22 protein-coding genes are annotated in these 20,875 nt (G+C 72.6%); 11 read left to right on the top strand and 11 right to left on the bottom strand.

Translation table 11 applies throughout. The features are described from left to right. Positions 1 to 12: 12 nt before the first annotated feature. Both ABD714_RS13945 and moaA read left to right on the top strand, forming a co-directional pair. Positions 13 to 564, top strand: coding sequence for a DoxX family membrane protein (locus tag ABD714_RS13945; protein ID WP_344812988.1), 552 nt, complete (start codon positions 13 to 15; stop codon positions 562 to 564). A gap of 9 nt (positions 565 to 573) precedes the next feature. Then, positions 574 to 1,665 (top strand): GTP 3',8-cyclase MoaA, encoded by a 1,092-nt coding sequence (gene moaA / locus ABD714_RS13940; protein ID WP_425562397.1) that lies wholly within the window; start codon positions 574 to 576, stop codon positions 1,663 to 1,665. Here the strand turns inward: moaA and ABD714_RS13935 are convergent. Both ABD714_RS13935 and ABD714_RS13930 read right to left on the bottom strand, forming a co-directional pair. Next, positions 1,662 to 1,946 (bottom strand): acetone carboxylase, encoded by a 285-nt coding sequence (locus tag ABD714_RS13935; RefSeq protein ID WP_344812987.1) that lies wholly within the window; start codon positions 1,944 to 1,946, stop codon positions 1,662 to 1,664. The two genes, moaA and ABD714_RS13935, sit on opposite strands and share 4 nt — an antisense overlap. Beyond that, complete coding sequence (locus ABD714_RS13930) at positions 1,930 to 2,373, bottom strand: DUF3099 domain-containing protein (RefSeq protein ID WP_344812986.1); 444 nt, start codon at positions 2,371 to 2,373, stop codon at positions 1,930 to 1,932. Before ABD714_RS13930 ends, ABD714_RS13935 begins: the two co-directional genes overlap by 17 nt. Before the next feature lie 89 nt (positions 2,374 to 2,462). On the opposite strand from ABD714_RS13930, the gene ABD714_RS13925 reads away from it, so the two are divergent. The 3 genes from ABD714_RS13925 to ABD714_RS13915 all read left to right on the top strand — a co-directional run bounded on the left by ABD714_RS13925 (position 2,463) and on the right by ABD714_RS13915 (position 5,811). After that, on the top strand, positions 2,463 to 3,209 hold the full coding sequence (locus tag ABD714_RS13925; protein ID WP_344812985.1) for a beta-ketoacyl-ACP reductase: 747 nt from the start codon (positions 2,463 to 2,465) through the stop codon (positions 3,207 to 3,209). A 78-nt stretch (positions 3,210 to 3,287) separates the two neighbouring features. Then, entirely contained in the window at positions 3,288 to 4,058 is a 771-nt protein-coding gene (gene fabI / locus ABD714_RS13920) for an enoyl-ACP reductase FabI (RefSeq protein WP_344812984.1), read from the top strand. 4 nt (positions 4,059 to 4,062) lie between these two features. Next, entirely contained in the window at positions 4,063 to 5,811 is a 1,749-nt protein-coding gene (locus tag ABD714_RS13915; RefSeq protein WP_344812983.1) for a Mur ligase family protein, read from the top strand. A gap of 48 nt (positions 5,812 to 5,859) precedes the next feature. On the opposite strand, the gene cphA is transcribed toward ABD714_RS13915, so the two are convergent. The 3 genes from cphA to ABD714_RS13900 form a co-directional block, all read right to left on the bottom strand. Then, a complete protein-coding gene (gene cphA, locus ABD714_RS13910; protein ID WP_344812982.1) occupies positions 5,860 to 8,679 on the bottom strand; it encodes a cyanophycin synthetase in 2,820 nt (939 codons plus the stop codon). Between the two features lie 131 nt (positions 8,680 to 8,810). Then, positions 8,811 to 9,761: a cyanophycinase gene (locus ABD714_RS13905; RefSeq protein ID WP_344812980.1), complete on the bottom strand. Its 951-nt coding sequence runs from the start codon at positions 9,759 to 9,761 to the stop codon at positions 8,811 to 8,813. A gap of 31 nt (positions 9,762 to 9,792) precedes the next feature. Beyond that, a complete protein-coding gene (locus ABD714_RS13900) occupies positions 9,793 to 10,512 on the bottom strand; it encodes a hypothetical protein (protein ID WP_344812979.1) in 720 nt (239 codons plus the stop codon). A 76-nt stretch (positions 10,513 to 10,588) separates the two neighbouring features. Here ABD714_RS13900 and ABD714_RS13895 point away from each other — a divergent pair, with 76 nt between their 5' ends. The 4 genes from ABD714_RS13895 to ABD714_RS13880 all read left to right on the top strand — a co-directional run bounded on the left by ABD714_RS13895 (position 10,589) and on the right by ABD714_RS13880 (position 14,007). After that, on the top strand, positions 10,589 to 11,374 hold the full coding sequence (locus tag ABD714_RS13895; protein ID WP_344812977.1) for an ABC transporter ATP-binding protein: 786 nt from the start codon (positions 10,589 to 10,591) through the stop codon (positions 11,372 to 11,374). Positions 11,375 to 11,445: 71 nt separating this feature from the next. Then, complete coding sequence (locus ABD714_RS13890; protein ID WP_425562396.1) at positions 11,446 to 11,922, top strand: NfeD family protein; 477 nt, start codon at positions 11,446 to 11,448, stop codon at positions 11,920 to 11,922. A gap of 100 nt (positions 11,923 to 12,022) precedes the next feature. Continuing rightward, entirely contained in the window at positions 12,023 to 13,243 is a 1,221-nt protein-coding gene (locus ABD714_RS13885; RefSeq protein ID WP_425562404.1) for an SPFH domain-containing protein, read from the top strand. Continuing rightward, positions 13,240 to 14,007: a sulfite exporter TauE/SafE family protein gene (locus ABD714_RS13880; RefSeq protein ID WP_344812975.1), complete on the top strand. Its 768-nt coding sequence runs from the start codon at positions 13,240 to 13,242 to the stop codon at positions 14,005 to 14,007. Before ABD714_RS13885 ends, ABD714_RS13880 begins: the two co-directional genes overlap by 4 nt. Positions 14,008 to 14,105: 98 nt before the next feature. Here the strand turns inward: ABD714_RS13880 and ABD714_RS13875 are convergent, their stop codons facing one another. From ABD714_RS13875 to ABD714_RS13865, 3 genes are all read right to left on the bottom strand, one after another. Continuing rightward, positions 14,106 to 14,654: a YbaK/EbsC family protein gene (locus tag ABD714_RS13875; RefSeq protein WP_344812974.1), complete on the bottom strand. Its 549-nt coding sequence runs from the start codon at positions 14,652 to 14,654 to the stop codon at positions 14,106 to 14,108. Positions 14,655 to 14,746: 92 nt separating this feature from the next. After that, positions 14,747 to 15,313, bottom strand: a complete 567-nt coding sequence (locus ABD714_RS13870) for a hypothetical protein (protein ID WP_344812973.1) — start codon at positions 15,311 to 15,313, stop codon at positions 14,747 to 14,749. Beyond that, entirely contained in the window at positions 15,310 to 15,945 is a 636-nt protein-coding gene (locus tag ABD714_RS13865) for a hypothetical protein (RefSeq protein ID WP_344812972.1), read from the bottom strand. The genes ABD714_RS13870 and ABD714_RS13865 overlap by 4 nt, the downstream gene beginning before the upstream one ends. A 102-nt stretch (positions 15,946 to 16,047) precedes the next feature. Here ABD714_RS13865 and ABD714_RS13860 point away from each other — a divergent pair, with 102 nt between their 5' ends. Then, on the top strand, positions 16,048 to 16,878 hold the full coding sequence (locus tag ABD714_RS13860) for a TrmH family RNA methyltransferase (protein WP_425562395.1): 831 nt from the start codon (positions 16,048 to 16,050) through the stop codon (positions 16,876 to 16,878). 87 nt (positions 16,879 to 16,965) lie between these two features. Here the strand turns inward: ABD714_RS13860 and def are convergent, their stop codons facing one another. Together def and ABD714_RS13850 are read right to left on the bottom strand one after the other, a co-directional pair. Continuing rightward, positions 16,966 to 17,586: a peptide deformylase gene (gene def / locus ABD714_RS13855; protein ID WP_344812971.1), complete on the bottom strand. Its 621-nt coding sequence runs from the start codon at positions 17,584 to 17,586 to the stop codon at positions 16,966 to 16,968. After that, positions 17,583 to 18,653: a lactonase family protein gene (locus tag ABD714_RS13850; protein ID WP_344812970.1), complete on the bottom strand. Its 1,071-nt coding sequence runs from the start codon at positions 18,651 to 18,653 to the stop codon at positions 17,583 to 17,585. The genes def and ABD714_RS13850 overlap by 4 nt, the downstream gene beginning before the upstream one ends. 49 nt (positions 18,654 to 18,702) lie before the next feature. Here ABD714_RS13850 and ABD714_RS13845 point away from each other — a divergent pair, with 49 nt between their 5' ends. Beyond that, positions 18,703 to 19,638 (top strand): tyrosine recombinase XerC, encoded by a 936-nt coding sequence (locus ABD714_RS13845; protein WP_344812969.1) that lies wholly within the window; start codon positions 18,703 to 18,705, stop codon positions 19,636 to 19,638. Positions 19,639 to 19,707: 69 nt separating this feature from the next. Here the strand turns inward: ABD714_RS13845 and ABD714_RS13840 are convergent, their stop codons facing one another. After that, a complete protein-coding gene (locus ABD714_RS13840) occupies positions 19,708 to 20,673 on the bottom strand; it encodes a M23 family metallopeptidase (RefSeq protein WP_344812968.1) in 966 nt (321 codons plus the stop codon). Positions 20,674 to 20,875 lie beyond the last annotated feature (202 nt).

Below are 20,875 nucleotides of genomic sequence, written 5' to 3'. Positions count from 1 at the left end.
AGGGAGGCCGACATGGCGGTACACCACACCAACCGTTCCACGACCCGCGATCTGGGTCTGCTGCTGCTCCGGGTCGGATTGGGCAGCGCGTTGTTCGCCCACGGCGCGCAGAAGCTGTTCGGCTGGTTCGGGGGCGGCGGGGTCGAAGGCACCGCCGAGTTCCTGGGCTCAGCCGGCTTCGAGCCGCCGAAGCTGAACGCCGCGCTGGCCGGCGCCGGCGAGGCGGGCTCGGGGGTGCTGCTGGCGCTCGGTCTGGGCACCGGTCCCGCCGCGGCGGCCGCTACCGCCACCATGGTCACCGCCGGCAGCGTGCACGCACCGAACGGCTTCTTCGGCCAGTCCGGCGGCTACGAGCTCCCGGCCACCTACGCGCTGGCGGCGACCGCGCTCGCCCTCGCCGGCCCCGGCCGGCTCTCGCTGGACCACGCCACCGGCCACGTGCTCTCCCGCTCCGCCCTGACCTGGCTCGCCTACGCCGGGGCGGCCGCCGGGGCCGCGTACACGATCTGGAGCCGGCGGGCGACCCTGGAGGCGCGCGCGGACGCCGAGGACGACGCGACCTAGACTTCCCGAGTGACGACCCTGCTGCCCGTGCCCCGGATCCGCGCTGCGGACCCGGTTCCCGGGCCCGCGCCGATGCGGCCCCTGGGGGACGCGTACGGGCGGGTGGCCACCGATCTGCGGGTGTCGCTCACCGATCGCTGCAACCTGCGGTGCCAGTACTGCATGCCGGCCGAGGGCCTGGACTGGTTGCCCCGTGCCGACGTGCTGACCGACGAGGAGACCCTGCGGCTGATCCGGGTGGGGGTCACCCGCCTGGGGATCACCACCGTGCGGCTGACCGGCGGCGAACCGCTGCTGCGTCGCGACCTCGAGTGGCTGGTCGCGGCGATCGCCGACCTGGACCCGGCGCCCGCCATCGCCCTGACCACCAACGGCATCGGGCTCGCCGAGCGCGCCGCCACGCTCGCCGCAGCGGGGCTGACCCGGATCAACATCTCGTTGGACACCCTCGATCCGCAGACGTTCAAGCAGATCACCCGCCGGCCCCGGCTGGCCGACGTGCTGGCCGGTGTCGAGGCCTCCGTGGCCGCCGGACTGGTGCCGGTCAAGATCAACACCGTGCTGCTGCGCGGCGTCAACGACCACGAGGCGTACCCGCTGCTGGAGTGGGCGTTGCGGACGGGGGTTCAGCTCCGGTTCATCGAGCAGATGCCGCTCGACGCGCAGCACGCCTGGAGCCGCCAGGAGATGATCACCGCCGACGAGATCCGGGAACGGCTGTCGGCCCACGTCACGCTGGTGGAGGACGAGGGGGACCGGGCGCGCCGGGGGAGCGCCCCGGCCGAGCTGTTCCGCGTCCGGGGGACCGAGCACATGGACGGGGTCGAGGGTGACGATCACCGCGTGGGCATCATCGCGTCGGTGAGCAAGCCGTTCTGCGGATCCTGCGACCGGGTCCGGCTGACCGCCGACGGCCAGCTCCGCAACTGCCTGTTCGCCCGCACCGAGTCCGACCTGCGGGCCACCCTGCGCGCCGGGGCCACGGACGAGGAGCTGGCCGAGCAGTGGGTCCGTGCGGTGGCCACCAAACGGCCCGGCCACGGCATCGACGACCCGTCGTTCCTGCAGCCCGACCGCCCCATGTCGGCCATCGGCGGTTAACCGCCGGCTGCGTCCTCAGGCAGGTCCTCGACCTCGCGCAGGAACCCACGGGAGGTCAGGAACGACGTCAGCGAGGCGCGGTGGTCGGGACAGGCCAGCCAGTGCTTGCGCCGGTCGTCGGGATGGATCTTGGGGTTGTTCCAGCGCAGGTCGTACGCCGCCGTCGAGCGGCATCCCCTGGCCGAGCACACCAACCCGTCAGGTCCCACCGGCAGCGGGTCGACGCCGCGCACGGCGTCCGACCCCTGCACCAGGGGCCCCGAGTCAGGCGACCCGGTCATCGGGCTCCTCGACCTCGCCGTCGATCACGTCACCGGTGATGACGTCGCCGCTGACCAGCTGGGGTCGCTCACCCCCGGTCGTGACGGCCGGGGCATCGCTCGGCACTCCACCGTTGACGGCGTCCTCGGGGTCGCGCTGGTGCGACTGGTTCGCGAAGATGACGGCGACGTAGGGCAGGAACACGGCCCCGGCGAACAGGACCCAGCGGAACACCCCGGGGACGAAGATCATCGCGATGAAGCAGCCGGTGCGGAAGGCCATGGTGATGGCGTAGCGCCGCTGCCGGGTGGACTGCTCCAGGCTGCGGGCCGACCGGGCGTTGGTGATGACGGAGGTGGAGCCGAACGCGACACCACCACCCGAACGGGAGCCGGTCGGACGATCGGCGCGTCGCTCGGGTCCCAAGCGGTCGTCGGCTCCGGTCACGACACAACCCTACGTCGCTCGTCACCGCGGCCGCCCGGCAGACCGACCGACCGTGGCAGAGGCCCTGGGGGACTGGATAGGTTGACCCCGTGAGTGACGACGAAGCGACTCCGGACACGAGCCCGACCACCACCGCCCGCGTGGTGCTGGTCACCGGCGGCAGCAAGGGCATCGGCCGCGGCATCGCCCAGCGGCTGCACGCCGCAGGTCACCGGGTGGCCGCCACCTACCGCAGTGGCGACGTCCCGGAGGGGGTGCTCGGCGTCCGGTGCGACATCACCGATCCCGGCCAGGTGGACGCGGCCTTCACCGAGGTGGAGAGCGCTCTCGGCCCGGTCGAGGTGCTGGTGGCCAACGCCGGCATCACCCGCGACACCCTGCTGATGCGGATGAGTGACGACGACTGGTCCTCGGTGATCGAGACCAACCTGACCGGTTCGTTCCGCGTGGCCAAGCGGGCGACCCGCGCCATGATGCGCGCACGGTTCGGCCGGATGATCTTCATCTCGTCGGTGGTCGGCCAGCTCGGCTCGGCCGGGCAGGTGAACTACTCCGCCTCCAAGTCCGGCCTGGTGGGCCTGGCGCGCTCGCTGGCCCGGGAGCTGGGCTCCCGCGGGGTGACCGCCAACGTGGTCGCCCCCGGCTTCATCGAGACCGACATGACAGCGGTGCTGGCCGACGACCTGGTGAAGAAGTACACCGACCAGATCCCGCTGGGCCGGCTCGGGGCGGTGGACGACATCGCGGCCACCATCGAGTTCCTGGCCTCCGACGCGGCCGGTTACATCACGGGCGCCCTGATCCCGGTGGACGGCGGGTTGGGAATGGGTCACTGAGAGTTTTCGACGGCAGCCGCCGCGGCGGATGCACCGATCCGTACGACACGCACACACCGAGCACGCGGAGGGACAGCAGTGGGAATCCTTGAGGGCAAGAACATCCTGGTCGCCGGAGTGACCCTGGACACATCGATCGCCTTCCACGTGGCGCGGATCGCCCAGGCCGAGGGGGCGAACGTGATCGTCTCCAACTTCGGCCGCGCCATGAGCCTGACCGGACGGGTGATCAAGAAGCTCGACCCGGTGCCGCCGCTGCTGGAGGTCGACGTCACCAACGCCGATCACCTGGCCGGTCTGGCGGACGCCGTCGGCGAGCACGTGGACCGGCTCGACGGCGTGGTCCACTCCCTGGCCTTCGCCAACCCCGAGACCGCCCTGGGGGGGAAGTTCCTGACCACGCCCTACCCGGACGTGTCGACGGCCATGCACGTCTCGGCCTACTCCTTCACCTCCCTGGCCATGGCCGTGAAGCCGCTGCTGGCGAACCCGGCGTCGGTGGTCGGGCTCACGTTCGACGCCACCATCTCCTGGCCCGTGTACGACTGGATGGGGGTGGCCAAGGCGGCCCTGGAGAGCACCAGCCGCTACCTGGCGCGCTACCTCGGCCCAGACGGGGTCCGGGTGAACCTGGTGGCCGCCGGTCCGTTGCAGACCCTGGCCAAGAAGGCGATCGGCGGAGCCGACGAGTTCGACACCATCTGGGCCCAGCGGGCCCCGATCGGCTGGGACCCCAAGGACCAGGAGCCGACGGCCAAGGCCGTGGTCGCCCTGCTCAGCGACTGGTTCCCGGCGACGACGGGGGAGATCATCCACGTCGACGGCGGCGTGCACGCGATGGGCGCCTGAGCCGGTGACCGGGGGCGCGGCGGGGTCGCTGGTCGAGGTGCGGCTGCTCGACGGACCGAACCTCTACTTCCCGCGGCCCGCCGCGAAGGTCACGCTGGACATCAGCGCGCTGCTCGAGCTCGACCTCGGTCAGGCGCAGCGGTTCGCCGCCGACGTCGGGTTGACCCGGTCCCGCCCAGGGCCGGTCGACTCGGCCTTCCGGCAGCGGTTCGCCGCCCGGGCCGTGGCGCATCTGGTCCGCCGGCTGGCGCTGGCCGGGGGGGTGCGGCGCCTGGCCGTACGGTCCCGGCCCGGCACCGAGGTCACCGAGCTGGTGGTCGCCTACCCGTGGCGCAACTCGGCCCGGGCCGAGATGCTGGCCGACGGCGTGGCGGCGGTGCTGGACGCGGTCGGCTCCGAGGGCGGGTCCGGGGTCGCCACCGTGCTGGAGCAGGCGGCCGAACGGCTGTCGCGCACCCCGCCCGGTTCGGCGCCGGAGCTGATCAGACCGCGGATCCCCGTCGTGGCGGTGACCGGGACCAACGGCAAGACCACCACCTCGCGGATGCTGGGCTTCATCGCGCAGCGGACGGGGCTCTCGGTGGGCTGGTCGAGCACCGACGGCGTCTACCTCAACGGGGAGCTGGTCGAGGCCGGCGACTACTCCGGACCGAGCGGGGCGGGTCAGGTGCTGCGCCAGCCGGGGGTCCAGCTGGCGGTGACCGAGACGGCTCGCGGAGGCATCCTGCGGCGCGGAGTTGGCGTGGCCTGGAACGACGTCTCCGTGGTGACCAACATCAGCGCTGACCATCTCGGCGTCGGCGGCATCGAGACGCTCGACCAGCTGGCCGAGGTGAAGGCGGTGATCACCAGGATCACCCGGCCCTCCGGCTGGTGCGTGCTCAACGGTGACGACCCGCGGACGTTCGCGATGCGGCTGGGCACCAAGGCGCGAGTCTGGGTGTTCACCCTCGACCCGAACTCGCCGGCCGCTCGCGCCGTCATCGATGACGGGGGTCGGGTGACGACGGTGATCGACGGCTGGGTGTCGGTGCTGCAGCCCGGCTCGGACCCGCTGCCGGTCGTGCCGGTGACCGACGTGGGGATGACCCTCGCCGGTCTGAGCCGGGTCAACATCGAGAACACCCTCGCCGTCACGTCAGCGGCGCTGGCCATCGGCCTGAGTGCCGAGGACGTCGCCGACGGGCTCCGCGCGTTCGACCCGGGGGAGGACAACCCGGGTCGGATGAACGTCTGGACGGTGCCCGTGCCCGGTGGTGACGGCGAGGACCGGGGCGGCGAGATCAGCGTGGTGATCGATCTGGCCCACAACGAGGCCGGGCTGCAGGCGCTGATCGAGATCGCCCGCGGCATCAAGCCGCCCGAGGCCCGGTTGCTGCTCGGCGTCGGCACGGCGGGTGACCGTACGGACGACGTGTTCGTCACGCTGGGCGAGATCGCCGCGCTGGCCGCCGACGTGGTCGAGATCGTCCACAAGGACGAGTACCTGCGGGGGCGGCCGATGGCCGAGCTCGGGGCGCTCATCAAGGAGGGTGCCGAGCACGCGGGCACGACCGTCGTCCGGGAGCACGCGGGCGAGGTCGACGGGCTGGCCTCCCTGGTCGGGCAGGCCCGCGACGGCGACGTGGTCGCGGTGATGACCCACCAGGACCGCGCCCAGGTGGACTCCTGGCTGGTCGAGCACGGGGGCCGCCGGGACGCGGTGGCCGACCTGCGGCGGAAGGTGCAGCGGGCGGCACCGGGCCGGGGCTGAACACCCCAGCCCGCGATGACGTCGCCGCTGACGAGAACCCGTACGAGCTCAGAACAGTGCGGGCTCGGTGCTTCCGGGATCGGAGTCGGCGGCACTGGCCACGAAGTCCGGGTCGGACACGGAGTTCGTGCTGGCGTGGTCGTCCCGCCGAGCGCCCGGCTGGGCCTGCCGGCCGTAGCTCTCCAGCTCCGACATCACCGAGGCGTGCTGGTCGACGCAGACCACGATCAGGTCGCCCGGGTTGGACCGGGCGATGGCGTGCCGGGTCGCCTCGAGCTCGTCCAGGACGATCTCGACCTGCTTGGCCCGGACCCCCTCGCCCATCGCGGTGCGCACCCCCTCGGCGATCAGGTCCGCGACCTCGCCGCGCTGGCGGCCCCGCAGGCTGACGTCCTCGCGGACGATCACCACGTCGAAGTGCTGGGCCGCGATGGCCCCCAGCTCGCGCATGTCGGAGTCGCGACGGTCGCCGGCGGTGGCGATGACACCGATCCGGCTGACCTTGCCCAGCTCGGAGGCCTTGTCCAGGGTCACGGCGGTCTTGTCCACGAAGTCACCCAGCATCCGCAGGCCGGGCGCGTTGTGGGCGTAGTCGACGATGACCGTACGACCCTCGACCTGCACCTCGTTCAACCGGCCGGGGGACAGGTAGTAGTTGGTCGAGAACGAGCGCAGACCCTGCCGGATGTCGTGCAGCGAGGCCCCGGCCGCGAACGCCGCGGCGGCCGCCGCCATGGCGTTCTGCACGTTCATGGTGGCCCGGCCGCCGAAGGTGGCGGGCAGCAGGTGGGTCCAGGCCAGCTGCATGGCCCGGCGACCCTCCTTCACCACGATCATGTCGCCGAGCTCGCTGCGCTCCAGCACCACCGCGCGACCACCACGACGGCAGTGGTCGTCGACCGACTCCCACACCTCGCTGCCCGGCTCCGACAAGGTGAACCAGACCACTCGGCCCGAGCAGCGGCGGCGCATGGCCCGGACCAGCGGGTCGTCGGCGTTGAGCACCGCGTACCCGTTGCGGGGGACGGCTTCGACCACGACGGCCTTGACGTCGGCCAGCTGCTCGAGGGTGTCGATGCCGCGCAGACCGAGGTGATCGGGCTGCACGTTGAGCACCACCCCGACGTCGTTGCGCTCGTAGCCCAGGCCTTCCCGCAGGATGCCGCCGCGGGCGACCTCGAACATGGCGAAGTCGACACGGGGGTTCTGCAGCACCATCTTGGCCGAGCGCGGTCCCGAGGCGTCGGCCCTGATCACCAGTCGCTCGTCGATGACCACGCCGTCGGTGGAGGTCATGCCCACCTTGCGCCCGATGCCCTTGAAGATGTGCGCGATCATCCGCGAGGTGGTGGTCTTGCCGTTGGTGCCGGTGACCGCCACGATCGGGATCCGGCTGGGGGAGCCGGGTGGGAAGAGCATGTCGATGACCGGCTTGGCGATGTACTGCGGGTCGCCGACGGTGGGGTGGGTGTGCATCCGGAAGCCGGGGGCGGCGTTGACCTCGCAGATCGCCCCGCCGGTCTCCCGCACCGGCTGGGTGATGTCGGGGGCGATGAAGTCGATGCCGGCGATGTCGAGACCGATCACCCGGGCCGCCTCCTCGGCGATCTCGATGTTCTCCGGGTGCGCCTCCAGGGTCCGGTCGATCGAGATGCCACCGGTGGACATGTTGCCGGTCAGCGTCAGCTTGATCATCTCACCGGCCGGCGGCACCTCGTCCATCCCGAAACCCTGCTGGGCCACGAGATCGACGGCCGCCCGGTCGATCTTGATCTTGGTCAGCACTTTCTCGTGCCCGACGCCGCGGCGCGGGTCGGCATTGGTCCGGTCCACCAGCTCGGTGATGGTCGACGTGCCGTCGCCGACCACGTGGGCCGGCACCCGCTCGGCGATCGCGGCGATCTTCCCGTCGATGACCAGGCAGCGGTAGTCCTTGCCGGTGACGTAGGACTCGACGATCACGAGTCCGTTGCGGGACTCCTCCTGCGCCACCGCGAAACCGGCTCGGACCGCCTCGGCGTCGTTCAGGTCCAAGATCACGCCGCGCCCGTGGTTGCCGTCCAGCGGCTTGACCACCACCGGGTAGCCGGTCCGTTCGGCCAGCCGGACCGCGTCGTCGGCCTCGCGGACGGACGCCGACCTCGGGACCGGCAGACCGGCCGAGGCCAGCAGCGTCAGGGTGAGCTCCTTGTTGCTGGCGATGTCCACCGCCACCGAGGAGGTGTTGGAGGTCATGGTGGCGCGGATGCGCTTCTGGTGCACGCCCTGGCCCAGCTGCACCAGCGAGGAGCTGTTCAGCCGGATGAACGGGATGTCGCGGCTGACCGCCTCGTCGATGATGGCCTGGGTCGAGGGGCCGAAGGCCGTGCGCTCCCCACGGATGATGAACGTCTCCAGCTCGGCCTCGAAGTCGAACGCGGGGTCGTGCTCGACCAGGTCGTTCACCAGCCGGACGGCGAGCTCACCGGCCGCCAGGCCGACCTTCTCGTCGGAGTACGCGAAGATCACGTTGTACTGGCCGCGGACGCCCTTCACACCGCGGGTCTTGCCCCGGCGCATGTCGTGCCCGACGGCCTGCTGCAGCTGCAGAGCCACGTGCTCGGACACGTGGCCCAGCCAGGTGCCCTCCTCCAGCCGCTCCACGAAGCCGCCCCGGCGACCGCGGCTGCAGGTGTGGTTGCGCAACCCCGGCAACCGTTCCAGCAGGCCTTCGGTGAAGCCGGGGATCAGGTTGGTGGGGAAGTCCTCCAGGACGCCCAGGTCCACGACCAGCTGGATGGCCGGCTCGTAGTGCCAGACGTTGGGTCCCCGGTACACCCGGCTGGACACGATCCGCAGGTCCGGACGGGGCGTGGCGCTGTCGGTCACGGGGTGTCTCCTCACGGCCCGGCATCGCCGGGCGTCATGGTGGGCGTCGGTGGTACGCCGCTGATCCTTCCACCTGGCGGCCAGCGGTGTCTGCGGGTCCCCGAGCCGGTCAGGACGGCAGGTGAGCCGGCCTAATGGCGCTGACCCCGCCGCAGCCGGCGGGCGTAGTGGGTGGGGGAGATGCCCTCGGCGGCGATGTCGCGGGCCAGGCCCCGGAGGTCGGACTCGGCGGCACGGACCTCGGCCACCTCGGCGTCCGGCAGTGGCTCGACGTGCTGCACCAGGGTCCGCCGGGACAGGTCGAACCGGCTGCCCGCCGGCAGCACGTGGATGGTCGCCCCGGACACCAGCAGCGGTGCGGTGCGCTGTGCGGCATAGGCGTTGCTGATCAGGTGGGTGCCGTCCACCACCGTCACGGCGCCGCGCCCGACCACCTCCAGCTGGTCGCCGTCTCGGACCACCGCGGCGGTGTCCTCGTCGACGCCGATGCCCAGCAGGGAAGGTGACTGGGCGACCAGCGACAGCAGTCGGCCGTAGCGGTTCCGCTGCTCGAAGTGCTGGTCGACGACGGCGCCACGCAGCAGCCCCAGGCCCACCGACAGCTGGCTCATCCGCTGCTTGGGGGTTGAACCGCCGCTGCCGAAGGCGATCATGTGGTCGGCCACGATGCTGGCTCCGGCCGACGTGCCGCCCACGGCGGCACCGCGGGCGTACGCGGCGTGGATGGCGTCGGCGAAGGGGGTGCCGATGATGAAGTTGCTGAGCTTCAGCTGGTTGCCACCGGTCATGAAGACGCCGGTCGCGTCGTCCAGCCGGGCGGCCAGCTCCGGGTCCTGGGCATCGGCCCGGCTGTCGGGCCGGACGGCCTCCACCGAAGCGGCCCCGAGCGCGCGGAACACGGCCTGGTAGACCTCGACCACCTCCGGCCCCAGGGAGGAGGCGCTCGGCACCACCACGATCCGGGCCCGCTCGCCGCCGGCCGCCGTCACGAACGCGCGAAGCACGCTGCGGCGTCGCAGCTTGGCCTCGGCCCCGCCGATGGCGAACAGGGTGCCCGCCGTGCCCGTCTCCCGCTCGTCCATGGCGGACAGGATACGGACTGTCGGGCGGTGCTCAGTCCTGCTCGACACCGAGCCAGCTGACGGCGGCGACCAGGGCCTGAGCCGCCGCCTCCCGCACCGAGAGCAGGGCCGCGCGCCGACGGTCCGCCTCGTACACCGAGATGCTGGTGCCGTCACCGTCCAGGGCGGCCGCGCTCGCCAGCCACAGGCGGGCCGCCCGGTCGGCGGCCAACCGCTGGCGCGGCGGATAACCCGGGGCCAGCTCGAGCACGGTGTCCTTCGGCCGCCTGCCGCCGGCCACATCCAGGTCGGTCAGGTCCCTGGCCGCCCGCAGCACCGTCTCGCTCAGCTCCCGCTCCGCCTCGTACGCCGTCGGCACCGCCCCCGGTCGCTCGGCCGGCAGCACCTCCCACTGCAGGGCCGGACCCACCCGGTGCGGGACCAGGGCCAGACCGCCCCCGGTGGCGACCACCGCCGACCCGGCGGCCAGGGCGGCCCGGACGAGCTCCGGCGGACCCTGCAGCGGGGCCAGCCGACCCGGCCCCGGGAGCGCCAGCAACCACGGCCGGCCGGGATGGGCGAGCAGCTCCTCGAACACCTCGGGCAGCGGGGCGGCGGCCCACGGGTCGACCCCGATCAGGCCCTGCGGGTCGACCACGTGATGGGCCAGGTCGGTGCCCTGGACGGCGAACGGGGCCCGCTCGCGCAGCCTCGGGTCGAGGGCGGCGGCGTTCAGGTAGCTGACCAGACGGACCGCGGCGAGCAACGTCACCAGCGCAGCATAGGAGGGCGTGGCCGTGGGCTCGGCGTGCGGCGGCGGGCCGGTCCCCGCCTGTAGGTTTGCCCTCATGGTGGCAGTGGTGGACCTGGCCGGGGTGGGCATCGTCCGAGGCGGATCGACCCTGTTGGACGACATCACGGTGCGGATCGACGAGAGCGACCGCTGGGTGGTGATCGGCCCGAACGGGGCCGGCAAGACCACCTTGCTCCAGGTCCTCGGGGCCCAGATCCACCCGACCACCGGCGTCGCGGGTCTGCTCGGCGAGGTGCTCGGCACGGTGGACGTGTTCGAGCTGCGACCGCGGATCGGCATCACCTCGGCCGCGCTGGCCGAGCGGATCCCGCGGAGCGAGCGGGTGCACGACGTGGTCGTCTCCGCGTCGTACGCCGTGCTCGGCCGCTGGCGGGAGGACTACGACGAGCTGGACCACCAGCGCGCGGACGAGCTGCTCGGCCAGCTCGGCATCGGCGGTCTGGTCGACCGCACCTTCGGGACGCTGAGCGAGGGCGAACGGAAGCGCGTGCAGATCGCCCGGGCGCTGATGACCGACCCCGAGCTGCTGCTGCTGGACGAGCCCGCGGCCGGCCTGGACCTGTCGGGCCGCGAGGCCCTGGTGCGCACCCTGTCCGACCTGGCGCAGGACCCGTACGCGCCCGCTTCGGTGCTGGTCACCCACCACGTGGAGGAGATCCCGGCCGGCATCACGCACGCGCTGCTGCTCAAGGGCGGCCGGCTGGTCGCCGCCGGACCGGTCGACGACACCCTGACCGCCGAGAACCTCTCAGCCACCTTCGACCTGCCACTCAGCCTGTCGCGGACGGACGGCCGCTGGGCCGCCCGGGCCCGCCGATGACGGTCCTCTGAGGCGCCCGACGGGTTTCGGCCGTCTGGCAGGATGGACAGACGCAGGAAAGGCATCGCGACGTGGGAGTCAACTTGACCGACTGGTTGGGAGAGCACGCCTGGGCCCTCTGGCTCGGGCTCGCCGCCCTGCTCGCGGTCGCCGAGATCCTGTCGCTGGACCTGGTGTTGATCATGCTCGCGGTGGGTGCCCTCGCGGGTGCCGGCACGGCGGTGATCGCCCCCGGGCTGTGGTGGCTGCAGATCGTGGTCGCGCTGGCCGTCTCGGTCGCGACCCTGATGCTGCTGCGACCCACCTTGATCGACAAGGTCCGCAGCCTGCCGGGTTACCGTTCGTCCGCCGACACCATGGTCGGCAGCTCGGGCGTCGCGGTCTCGGCGATCTCGGCGCAGGGCGGCGAGATCAAGGTGGCGGGCCAGAGCTGGTCGGCCCGCACGATGGTCCCCGGTCAGGTGATCGACGCGGGCAGCGAGGTCGAGGTGTACGAGGTCGACGGCGCGATCGCCGTGGTCTACCCGAAGCACGGCGAGCTGCCCTGAGGGTGGTCGTCCGGGTAGCGGTCACGACACTGCGGCGTGGCCCGACCGACTGGTACGACAGAGGTAGAAGCTGACGTGAAACGGGTGAGACAAGATGGATCTGGCAGTGCTGATCGCGATCGTGGCCGTGGCGGTGTTCGTCGCGATGTTCCTCGCGGCGACGGTGAAGGTCATCCGACAACAGCAGATCGGTGTCGTCGAGCGGCTGGGTAAGTTCCACCGGACCCTGGAGCCGGGACCGCACCTGGTGATCCCGGTGTTCGACCGGGTGCGCTACACGCTCGACATGCGCGAGGCAGTGGTCCCGTTCCCGCCACAGGGAGTGATCACCGAGGACAACCTGATGGTGGGCATCGACTCGGTGATCTACTACCAGATCCTCGACGCCCGGCGGGCCGCGTACGAGGCCCAGGACTACATCAAGGCCATCGAGCAGCTGACCATGACCACGCTGCGCAACATCATCGGTGGGCTGGATCTCGAGCAGACGCTCACCAGCCGCGAGGAGATCAACCAGAAGCTGCGGGTGGTGCTGGACGAGGCGACCGGCAAGTGGGGCATCAAGGTGAACCGCGTCGAGCTGCGGGCCATCGACCCGCCGGCGACGATCCGTGACGCGATGGAGAAGGGCGCCCGGGCTGAGCGGGACAAGCGAGCCTCGATCCTGATCGCCGAGGGGCAGCGTCAGTCGCAGATCCTCGCCGCCGGCGGTGAGAAGGAGTCCTCCATCCTGCGCGCCCAGGGTGACCGCGAGGCAGCCGTGCTCCGGGCCCAGGCCGATCGCCAGGCCCAGATGCTGCGGGCGGAGGGTGAGGCGCAGGCCATCTCCACCGTCTTCAACGCGATCCACGCGGGCGAGCCCGACCAGGCGCTGCTGTCCTACCAGTACATGCAGATGCTGCCGACGTTGGCCCGGGGTGACTCCAACAAGCTCTGGATCGTGCCCAGCGAGATCGGCAAGGCCCTGGAGGGTCTGGGCGGCACCCTCGGTTCGCTGACCGAGGGTTTCACCGGGTCGACGGCCGCGCCGGCCCGGGACAAGGGCAAGTTCACGGCACCGGAGAAGGTGGACGTCCAGGCCGAGATCACCCAGCAGGCCAAGGAGGCGGCCGCCGAGTCCGAGCGGATCGTCGAGGCGGCCATCGCCGAGGCCCAGGAGCTCGAGCGGACCGGTCGGCCGAAGGCCGCTTCCCTCTCGGCGCCGACCGAGGTGCGCGGGATCGGCACGGGTCAGCAGCCCGCGCCGACCGACGCCGCTCCGGCACAGGACACCCAGCCGGGTCCCGAGTTCAGCGAACCTGACGGCTCCCAGCTGAGGTGAGCTGGTGGGAGCTGCTGCTCGTCGCACTGGCGGGCGGCGGTGCCGGCCTGATCAACGCGGTGGTCGGCACGGGCACGTTGATCACCTTCCCGACCCTGCTGGCGCTGGGGGTCCCTCCGGTCCTGGCCAACGTCTCCAACAGCATCGGGCTGGCCCCAGGATCGCTGTCGGCCGCGCTGGCCAGCAAGCCCGATCTGGTGGGCCAGCGGGACCGCATCATCCGGTACGGGGCGGCGTCGCTGCTCGGCAGCATCGTGGGGGCGTTCCTGCTCCTGTGGCTGCCGCCGTCGGCGTTCACGGCGATCGTGCCGGTGCTGATCGGTCTGGGTTGCGTCCTGGTGATCATCGGGCCGTGGCTGACCCGGCGGATCGCCGCCCGCCGTGAGCGGCTGGGGGTGACCGGCGTGTCCGCCGTCGGCCCGCCGTGGCTGTTCGCCGCGATCGTCTTCACCGGCATGTACGGCGGTTACTTCGGCGCCGCCCAGGGGGTTCTGGTGATGGCGATCATGGGCATCGCCGTGGCCGAGACGCTGCCGCGGATCAACGGGCTGAAGAACGTGCTGGTGATGACGGCCAACGCGGTCGCCGGGATCGTCTTCGTGATCATCTCCGAGGTCGACTGGTGGATCGTGCTGGCCCTGGCCGTCGGTTCGGTGCTGGGGGCCCAGGTCGGGGCGAGGATCGGCCGGAAGCTCCCGCCGGTGGTCTACCGGGTGGTGATCGTGGCGGTGGGCGTCGTCGCCATCGTCACGCTGGTGCGCTGACGTCGCTCACCGCGGAGTCGCCGCCTCAGCAACGTTCCAGCAAGCCTGACGTGCTCTCAGGCCACGTGTGCGGATCCTGCGGTGCCGGGGACGTCTCGTCAGGCGGCGGTGGACGGCAGGGCCAGCTCCAGCACCGTCACTCCGGGCAGGCCGGCGAGGGTCGCACCGCTGACGGCGATCTTGCTGCGCCGCAGACCGCTGCCGATCACCAGCCAGGGTCGGCGCACGACCGCCGCGTCGACCAGGACCGGCCACTCCGCCGGCAACCCGACGGGGGTGATGCCGCCGTACTCCATCCCGGTCTGGGTGACGGCGTCCGCCGTCGGGTCGAAGGAGATCTTGCGGACGTCCAGGTGCTTGCGCACCGTCTTGTTGATGTCGGCGCGGTCGCTCGCCAGCACCAGGCAGGCCGCTGTCGTGGTCGTGTCCGCCCGTCGCCCGGCGACCACCACGCAGTTGGCCGAGGCGTCCAGGCCGATCTCGTACGCCGCGCAGAACGCCGCCGTGTCGGCCAGCGACGGGTCGATCGCGGCGACGAAGAGCGGCGCGCCCGTGCGGGTCAGGGCGGCCGCCACCGGAGACGCGAGCAGATCGAGGCGGTCGGCGGCAGGGTGCCAGGTCAGGGTGCCCAGAGCGGGAGCGGTCACCCTCCGACCGTAGTGGTCGGCACCGGGTGGCGGGTCGACCCGATGAGGTGTCGACCGGCGCCGCTCCCTCCGGCCGCTTGCTGGGCGGCTGCTCAGATCAGCCCGGCCAGCACCCACGCGCACGCGGCGGCCCAGCCGAGACTGGCGAAGGTGCCGATGATGAAGCGCTCGCCGGCCCCGGTGTCCGCGCCGGACAGGGTGCGCAGCTCGGGGTAGCGCGCGAGTCCCTTGACGGCGATGATCGCCGCCAGCCCCTCGGGCCAGCCCGCGACGAGGGTGCCCAGCAGGGCCAGACGTTCGAGGGCGCCGATCCAGGCGCCGCCGCGCAGCACGTCCCGCTGCACCCGGGCGGTGGTCGTCGCGGCCGCACTGGCCAGACCCAGGACGCAGGTCGTGACCGCCCCGCCGCCCAGCACCGTCACGGCCGCGGAGAGCACGACGGCCACCCAGCGCCACGGTCCCACCAGCGGTGTGGCGGAGACCGTCAGCACCGCGGTGACCCCCACCACCAGCACCAGCGCGGCCAGGACGACGAGCTGGACGCGACGACGTTGCCGAGCTGCCGGCCAGGGCCCGGACCCGGCCGGCCACCAGACCCACGAGGCGACGATGACGACCAGCAGCCACCCGATCAGCACCGCCACCGTGGCGGCCGTCACGCCGCCGACCCCGTCCGTCCGGGGGTGTCATCGCCGGCCCTGGCGTCGGCTCGGGCGAGCAGCCGAGCCGCGACCGGTCGGGCGGCGACGTCCAGCGACCACTGCGCCGCACTCAGCCGCTGTTGCGCGGCCTGCCGGCTGACGCCGAGACGCTCGCCGATCTCGGTCTGGGTGAGTCCGCCCTCGGCGAGGTCGGTCGCCGCCCATCCGGCTGCGCTGCGTCGCCCGCGCAGGGCCAGCAGGAGGTCCAGCACCACTTCGGCCTCCTCCCCCTCGTCCACCGCCGGGGCGGTCGCGACGACCCGCAGGTGACCGGGCCGCTCCTTGGCTTCGTCCACGGCCCGCCGGGCCGCGACGAAGGCCGGGCCGCGTGCCTCGCGCAGATCGGCGGGCGTCGGCTCCTCGACCGGACCGATCCCCACGCCCACGTGCCAGTCGCCGTCCCGCATGAGCACGAGGATGGCGGTCACCACCGACAACGGCTCCCCGCTGACCAGGAGCTGGAACTCGTCACCGACGGTCCGCGTCACCGGCACCCCGGGGAGCCGGGCGGCCAGCGCGGTCATGACCGTGCCCACCAGGTCCTGTCGCCGGCGGGAACCGATCTGGTCGACCGTGAGCACGTACGCCATCTGTCAAGCCTAGAACCTTGCATAGGCGAAGAGCAAGGCTGAAGACTTGACCGTTGCCGGAAGGCGATCCGGCAGCATGGCCCCGTGAGTGACCATGGCCCCGTGAGCCCGCAGCCTGCCCGATCGGCGCCGACACCGATCCACGACTCCGACGACCCGCGGCTGGCCGACTACGTGCGGCTGCGGGACACCTCGCTGCGACGCCACCTGGAGTCCACCCACGGGTTGTTCATCGCCGAGGGGGAGAAGGTCATCCGCCGAGCCGTCGAGGCCGGCTACCGGCCCCGGTCGTTCCTGCTGGCCGAGCGGTGGCTCCCAGGCCTCGCCGACGTGCTGGGAGGCTGGCCGGAAGCCCCGGTCTACGTGGTCGAGGAGGCGCTCGCCGAGCAGGTGACCGGCTTCCACGTGCACCGTGGTGCCCTGGCCTCGCTGCACCGCGAGGTCCGGCACACCGTCGACGACCTGCTGACCTCGACGCGGCTGGTGGTGATCGAGGACGTGGTCGACCACACCAACGTCGGAGCCGTGCTGCGCAACGCCGCCGCCCTCGGCTGGGAGGGTGCGCTGCTGGCGCCCCGGGCGGCCGACCCCCTCTACCGCCGGTCGGTCAAGGTCAGCATGGGGGCGGTGTTCAGCCTGCCCTGGGCGCGCCTGGACGACTGGGCGGGTGCCCCCGACCTGCTGCGGCGAGCCGGGTTCACGACAGTGGCTCTGACCCTGGCCGACGACGCCGTCGACCTGGCGGTGGTGGCCGAACGGCTGCGCGCACGACCGCAGAAGGTCGCCATCCTGCTCGGCACCGAGGGGGCGGGCCTGTCGCACCGCTGGACGGCGGGCGCGGACGTGCGCGCGGTCATCCCCATGCGTGCCGGCATCGATTCGCTGAACGTGGCCGCCGCCTCGGCGGTGGCCTGCTACGTGCTGGGTGGGTGATCCGGAGGCGCCACCCGGCGCCGCGGGGCGCGCCGGATGTACGGCGAGCGGTCCGGCCGTGAGCCGGCGGCCCGTCCCCGCTCGGCCTCAGTGGTCGTCCGGCTCCCCGTCCTCGTCCTCGTCCTCGTCGGACGGGAGCTTGGGAGAGACCGGCCAGTCGACGGGGTAGAGGTCCGACAGCTCCTCGTGCCGCTGGTACAGCTTCTTGCGGGCCCGGCCGGCCAGCCGGTCGCCGAACACCATGCCGTTGAGGTGATCGGTCTCGTGCTGGAGGCACCGGGCTAGCAGTCCGGTGCCGACCACCTCGACCGTGTCGCCGTACGCGTCCAGACCTCGGCAGACGGCGTGGTCGGGTCGGGCGAGCTCCCCGTACGCGCCGGGGAGGGACAGGCAGCCCTCCTCGGCCTTGTCCAGCTGACGGTCCTTGCCCTCCGGCAGGGTGACCACCGGGTTGCAGATCACGCCGACGTGACGGCGGTGGTCGTCGTCGGGGCAGTCGAAGACGAACACGGCCAGGTCGACACCGACCTGGTTGGCGGCCAGGCCGACGCCCTGGGCGGCCTCCATCGTGGCGAACATGTCCCGGACCAGCTCGTGCAGCCGGTCGTCGAAGGAGGTGACCTGGCGGGTGGGGGCGTGCATCACCGGGGTGCCCCAACGCGTGATCGGCAGGACCCGGCCGCCGCCGCGGAGCTCGGCCAGGCTCACGCGTCGGCCCTGTCGTCGGCCGCGTCGGTCGGCTGGTCGTCGTGCACCAGGACGACCCCGGTCGGGCTGGGGACGTTGACCAGCACGGCCTCGGTCGCCGGCGGCATCGGGCTCGCCTCGAACACCGCGACGGTGTCGCTGTTCTGGTTGCAGACCCAGAGCAGGCCGCCGTCAAGGGTGATGTCGCGGGGCCACGCTCCGCCACAGTCGAACTCCGTCACGGGGGTGAGGGTGTGGGCCGCCGGGTCGAGGTCGAAGACACCGATGGTGTCGACCCCGCGGTTGGCCACGTAGATGCGGGTGCCGTCCGTCGCGATGCCGGAGGGCTGGACGTGACCGTCCCGCCCGGAGGTGGCGACCCCGGTCGAGGTCCGCCAGTCCGCACCGTCCCGGGTGAGCACCCAGAGCTCGCCGCTCAGCTCACAGGCCACGACCAGGTGGTCCTGGGCGTGCACCAGGTGCCGTGGTCCGGAGCCCGCGGGCAGTCGGATCGGGTCATCGGTCGACAGCAGCAGCCCGTCGTCGCTGATCCGCAGGCGGAAGATCTGGTCGCCTCCCAGGTCGCAGCAGAGCACCTCGTCGCCGACCACGACGGCCTGGTGGGCGTGCGCCCCCTCCTGGCGGTCGCTCACCGGCCCGCTGCCGGACAGCTCGACGGTGTCGACGACCGCCGACAGGGTGCCGTTGTCGCCGATGGCGACGGTGGACAGCGAGCCCGAGCGGTAGCTGGCCACGATCGCGTGGGCGCCGTCGGGGGTGACCGCCACGTGGCACGCACCGTCGCCCGCGATCTCCACCGTGGACAGCAGCACCAGCGACCCGTCGGGGTCGTAGCGCAGGCTGCTCACGGTGCCGGGGGAGTTCTCGCCCGCCGCGAGGAGCAGGGGCCGGCTCGGGTGGTGGGTCAGCCAGGTGGGGGAGATGAGGGGGAGCGTGGAGGCCGGCTCGAGACGGACCCGTCGGGCCGACCCCGTGTTGAGCAGCGACGTGACTCCGGTCGCGTGGCCGTCGGACTCGGCCGAGTAGCCGCCGACGAAGACGTGACGCAGCGCTGAGGTGGAGGACACGCCGTCTTGGATATCACACGGGCGTACGGTGGGCCCGCAGAGTGGTCAGGTGGAGACGACCCCGGTGGAGGATCTGCCGCCGGTGCTGCGGCGGACGCTGGAGGACTACGTCGAGCACCTGACGCGCGACCGGGACCTGTCGGACCACACCGTGCGCGCCTACCGCGGTGACGTGCTCGACCTCTTCCTCCACCTGCAGCGGCTCGGGTCGACCGATCTGACCGGTCTCACCGTCCGGTCCCTGCGCTCCTGGCTGGCCAACCAGCAGACCCGCGGCCGGGCCCGGGGGACGCTCCAGCGACGGACGGCGGCGGTCCGCGTCTTCGGCCGGTGGGCCGTCCAGGCGGGCCGCCTCGATCAGGATCCGGCGGCAGCCCTGCGGTCGCCGAAGCGCGTACGGTCGCTGCCGCCCACCCTGGAGAGCGCCGACGCCGCGGCGATGCTCGCCGAGGCGCTGCAGGTCGTGGCCGAGGGCGGGGGACCCGCCGCCACCCGGGACGTCGCCATCCTCGAGCTGCTCTACGCCACCGGCATCCGGGTGTCCGAGCTGTGCGGCCTCGACCTGGGTGACGTCGACGACGAACGGCAGACGGTCCGGGTGCTCGGCAAGGGGAACAAGGAGCGGACCGTGCCGTACGGAGCCCCGGCGGCCCGCGCCCTGACCGACTGGCGGGCGGTGCGTGGTGCGTTGGCCTCACCCGAGGCCGGCGCGGCGGTCTTCGTCGGCGACCGGGGCAAGCGGATCGACCAGCGGGTGGTGCGCCGCATCGTGCACCGCGCTCTCCGTGTCGTCGACGGCGCCCCCGACCTCGGACCGCACGGACTCCGGCACGCCATGGCCACGCACCTGCTGGAGGGCGGCGCCGATCTGCGCAGCGTCCAGGAGCTGCTCGGCCACGCCTCGCTGGCCACCACGCAGATCTACACCCACGTCTCCGACGCCCGGCTGCGGTCGGCCTTCCAGCAGGCGCACCCGCGCGCCTGAGCTCCCGACGAGGACCGGCGGCCCACCCGCGGCCACCGCATCCACCCCGCTCGTCGCCGTCTCCGTCGCTCAGAACATCGACATCGGATTGGCCAACCGACCGCCCACCCAGAGCATCAGGTGCAGATGGCAGCCCGTCGAGTAGCCGGTGGAGCCCACGTAGCCCAGCAGCTGTCCCCGCCGGACGACCGTGCCGGGACGCACGACGTAGCGGGTGGCGTGGTTGTAACCCGTCCGGACGCGCCGACCGTCGATCTCGTGGTCGAGCATCAGGCGGTTCCCGTAGCCCGCGTTGGCGGACACGCTCGCCACCCGACCCGCCGCCGGCGCCCGGATGGGCGTGCCGCAGCCCGCGCCGAAGTCCGTGCCGTCATGCAGCTTCCAGACGTGCAGCACCGGGTGGAAGCGCATCCCGAACGGCGAGGTGATGCCACCGGGGACGGGCCGGGCGAAACCACCGCGCCCGGCGGGAACCACGGCGAAGGTGGCCACCTCCCGCTCCGCCACCCGCGCCTCCGCCGTGCGGCCGGCCGCACGGCGTCGCGCCACGGGTCGCTGGTCGGCCGGGAGCAGCCGCAGCACCGACTCGCCGCCGCCGACCAGCAGCAGCGGATCGAGATAGCTGTCGCCACGCTTGAGGCCCCAGTGCAGACACGACGAGCTGCAGTGCCCGCCGCGCCCGATCCGCCCGATCACCGCGCCGGCCCCGACCTCGTCACCCACCGCCGCCAGAGCGTCGACCGGTTCGTAGGTCGTCCGCACCGACCCGTGGTCCACCACGACCACCCCGCGTCCGGCGAGCCGGGCGGCGAAGGTGACCCGGCCGGGAGCCGCGGCCAGCACGGCCGAGCCCCGGTGGGCGGCCAGGTCGACCCCGCGGTGGCCGGCCAGCCACCGCTGGGCGGGCGGGTCGTAGCCGCCGACCACGGAGACGGCGCCGGTCAGCGGCCACTGACCCGTGGTCGGGATGACGTCGGCGGCCGCCGGTGCCCGGCTCCCGGCACCGAGCAGCGTCGCCAGGCCCAACAGGGTCACGATGATCCGTCTCACTCGCACGTCTCCACACTGCGGACGCCGTTGGATTTCGTACGCCCCCGCCGGAGATCTGTGGACGACGCTCGAAGGGAGATCTGGGCTGTGGACAACGTCTCCCGCGACCGGGTCGGCCCCCCCCTGCGCCGGCCGCCCCGGCGCCGGCCACCCCCAGGTCGGCCGCGGGCGCGCCGGCCGCGGGCCG

Origin of the sequence: Microlunatus aurantiacus (assembly GCF_039536605.1) — a bacterium.
Classification (GTDB): domain Bacteria; phylum Actinomycetota; class Actinomycetes; order Propionibacteriales; family Propionibacteriaceae; genus Microlunatus; species Microlunatus aurantiacus.
Note: the sequence above shows the minus strand (reverse complement) of the source record. Positions and strands in the feature narration are given on the sequence as shown.